Origin of the sequence: Corallococcus sicarius, assembly GCF_003611735.1 — a bacterium.
Classification (GTDB): domain Bacteria; phylum Myxococcota; class Myxococcia; order Myxococcales; family Myxococcaceae; genus Corallococcus; species Corallococcus sicarius.
This window is the reverse complement of record NZ_RAWG01000526.1, coordinates 1-3,822: the sequence shown is the minus strand read 5'-3', so window position 1 is coordinate 3,822 and position 3,822 is coordinate 1. Positions and strand designations below refer to the sequence as shown.

Here is a 3,822-nt window from a genome sequence, read left to right as displayed (position 1 = left end):
GGCAGGTCGGTGAAATCTGGGTGTCGGGCGCGAGCGTGGCGCAGGGGTACTGGCGCAAGCCGGAGCTGAGCGAGACCACCTTCCACGCGCGTCCCGCGGGTGTGGTGGACGGGCCGGAGTACCTGCGCACGGGAGACCTGGGCGTGCTGCGGGAGGACGGGCAGTTGCTCGTCACCGGGCGGCGGAAGGATTTGATCATCCTGCGCGGGCGCAACCTGTACCCGCAGGACGTGGAGGGCGTGGTCGAGCGCGCGGATTCGCGTGTGCGCGCGGGCGGCGTGGCGGCGTTCTCCGTGGAGACGACGGCCGGTGAGGCGCTGGCCGTGGTGGCGGAGGTGAGCCGGGACCTGGCCGAGTCCGCGGACCCGACGGTGCTGGCGGCGGTGGCGAACGGGCTGCGGCAGGCGCTCTCGCGCGAGCTGGAGGTGCAGACGCACACGGTGGCGCTGCTGCCTCCGGGCGCGGTGCCCAAGACGTCGAGCGGGAAGATCCAGCGCTTCGCGTGCCGTGCGGGGCTCGTGTCGGGTGAGCTGTCCGTACTGTGGCGCAGTGAGATGACGGGCGCGGAGCCGCTGGTGCGGGCGCCGGTGTCGGTTGCCGCGTCGCAGGCGGAAGTGAGCGCGGAGGTTGACGCCTCAGCGGAGGAACAGGCGAACGCGGCTGTCGCGGCGGCGAAGGGCTCGATGGCGGAGCACGTGGGTGCTGTAGCGGCTGCCTCGACGGTGGAGCAGCCCGGCGCGGCAGATGCATCGAGTGCCTCGGCTGAGACTTCGCCAAACGCGCAGCCGGCGCCGGTCCCTGCGCCCCCTTCCCGCTCCGTGGAGGAGCTGGAGCGCATCCTCCGGGAAGAGCTCACCGCGGTCCTCGGCGCGGAGGCGGGCCTTCAGGCTTCGGATGTTCCGCTCACGCAGTTGGGCATGGACTCGCTCGCGGCCGCGGACCTCCAGGCTCGCATCGAGAAGCGACTCGGGGCGCGCGTCTCCGCCGCCACGCTGTTGCAGGACGTGACGCTCCAGGCCCTGGCGGCTTCGCTGGCCCAGGGCAGCACCGCGACGGGACTGGCGGCACTTCCTCCCGTGCAGCGTCGCGCGGGTTCCGCCGGCCTGGCTCCGGCCTCGTTCTCCCAGCAGCGCCTGTGGTTCCTCCAGCAGCTCGCTCCGGACTCCACCGCGTACCATGTCCCCGTGGCGCTCTCGTTCCGGGGCCCCCTGGTCGCGGAGACGCTGTCGCGGTCGCTGACCGAACTCGTCCGCCGCCACGAAGCGCTGCGCACGAGCTTCGTGGCTCGGGACGGCGTGCTGTTCCAGCAGGTCCATGCGCCCACGCCCGTGGCGCTGTCCGTAGAGGATGTCTCCGGCACTGAGTCCGCCTCGCGCGAAGCCGTGCTCGATGCGTGGGCGGTCCGCGATGCCCAGCGGCCGATGGACATGTTCACCGGGCCGCTGCTGCGCTTCGTGCTGCTGCGCTTCGCTCCGGATGACCACGTCCTGCTCGTCTTCGTGCACCACCTGATCGCCGACGGCTGGTCCGTGGGCGTCATGGCCCGCGAGCTGAGCGCGCTCTACGGTGCCTTCGGGGACCAGCGCCCCTCTCCCCTTCCCGAGCCCGCCCTCCAGTACGGCGACTTCGCGGCGTGGCAGCAGACGAACCTTACGCCCCAGGCCCTGAGCACGGAGCTGGCGTGGTGGAAGCAGACGCTCTCCGGCGCTCCGTCGCTGCTGGCCCTGGCCACCGACAAGCTCCGGCCGCAGCGGCTGTCCTCCCAGGGTGCCCGCCGCCTGCGCGTGCTGCCCGCGCCCTTGATGGCGAAGCTGCATGCGCTGGGGCGCCGTGAGGGCGCGACGCCCTTCGTGATGCTGGTGTCCGCGCTGGCCACCGTGCTGCACCGCTGGAGCGGACAGTTGGACTTCGTCCTCGGCTCCGCGACGTCCGGGCGCGACGTGCCGGGCACCCGCTCGCTCGTCGGTGATTGCACCAACTTCCTCCCGCTGCGCCTGCGTCTGCCTTCTGACACCACCGTGTCGGGGCTGCTCGCGAGCGTGAAGCAGACGACCCTGGATGCACTGGCGCACGGCCATGTTCCGTTCGACCACGTGCTCGCGGTCGCGCAGACCAGCGCCCAGCGGCGCGAGCTGTACAACATCGCCTTCGTCCTGGACGACTACGCCATCCCCCACGGCCAACCGGTGGGTGGCGGACTGACGCTCGACGTGGGGCTGTTGGACAACCGCACCACCGAGATCGACATGACCTTCGAGGCCGCCCCCGGCCCCGATGGCCTGCTCATCGGCTGCAAGTACGCGACGGACCTGTTCGAGCCCGAGACGATTGACCGGCTCCTGGCCCACCTGGAGGTCGTGGTCGGAGGCATGGTCGCGGCGCCGGAGACGAAGCTCTCCGAGCTGCCCCTGATGACGGAGGCCGAGCGCCACCAGGTGCTCCACGGCTGGAACCCGCCGTGCGAGCCGTTCCCCACGGGCACGCTGGTGGAGCGCTTCGAGGCGCAGGTGGAGCGCACCCCGGACGCCCTCGCCGTCACCTTCGAGCTGCGCCAGCTCACCTACCGCGAGCTGGACGCGCGGGCCAACCGGCTCGCCCACGTTCTCCAAGCGCGTGGGGTGGGCCCGGAAGTCCTCGTGGGCGTGTGCCTGGAGCGTGGCGTGGAGCTGGTCGTCACGCTGCTCGGCATCCTCAAGGCCGGCGGCGCATACCTCCCACTGGACTCGGCACACCCGCTTGAACACCTCGCGTTCCTGCTGGAGGACGCGCACGCGCCCCTCGTCCTCACCCAGTCGTCGCTGGAGGACCGGGTGCCGTCGGTGGACGGAACCACCGTCCTCACGTTCGAGGCCGCGATGGCCTCCGGGGCTTCGTCGGAGCGGCTCGCGCACCGGAGCGCGCCCGGAGACCTGGCGTACGTCATCTACACCTCGGGCTCCACCGGACGTCCCAAGGGCGTGATGGTGCAGCACGACCACGTGACGCGGCTGTTCACCGCGACGGATTCGAAGTTCCACTTCGGGCCGTCGGACGTGTGGACGCTGTTCCACTCGTACGCGTTCGACTTCTCCGTCTGGGAGCTGTGGGGCGCGCTGCTGTACGGCGGCCGGCTGGTGGTGGTGCCGTACTTCGTCAGCCGCTCGCCGCAGGCCTTCCTGCGCCTGCTGGCCGACGAAGGCGTCACCGTCCTCAACCAGACGCCGACGGCCTTCCGCCAGCTCTTGCACGCCGAACAGCAGGCCGCCTCCCAGGGCGAGGCTCCTCCCCTGGCGTTGCGCTACGTCATCTTCGGCGGTGAGGCGCTGGACCTCGCGTCGCTGCGCCCCTGGTTCGAGCGTCACGGTGACGCGCGGCCGCAGCTCGTGAACATGTACGGCATCACCGAGACGACGGTGCACGTCACCTGGCGTCCGGTGGGGCTCGCGGACCTGGAGCGCCCTGCCTCCAGCGTCATCGGCCAGCCCCTCTCCGACCTCCAGCTCTACCTGCTGGACTGGCTGGGACGGCCCGTGCCCGTCGGCGTGCCGGGAGAGATCCACGTCGGTGGTGCCGGTGTCGCGCGAGGCTACCTTCGCCGGCCCGAGCTGACGGCGGCGCGCTTCGTGGAAGACCGCTTCGGCCCCGTGCCGGGCCGCAAGCTCTACCGCGCGGGCGACCTGGCGCGCCGGCTGCCCAACGGGGACCTGGAGTACCTCGGCCGCATCGACCACCAGGTGAAGCTGCGCGGCTTCCGCATCGAGCTGGGGGAGATTGAGTCCTCGCTCAGCACGCACCCCGACGTGCGCGAAACCGTGGTCATCGTGCGCGAGGACGTGCCCGGCG

Annotated in this window: 1 protein-coding gene; it reads left to right on the top strand. The window is 71.5% G+C overall.

Features of this window, described 5'->3' with window-relative positions; genetic code table 11:
* A partial coding sequence (locus D7X12_RS40095; protein WP_120630399.1) for a non-ribosomal peptide synthetase occupies positions 1–3,822 on the top strand: 3,822 nt, incomplete at both ends.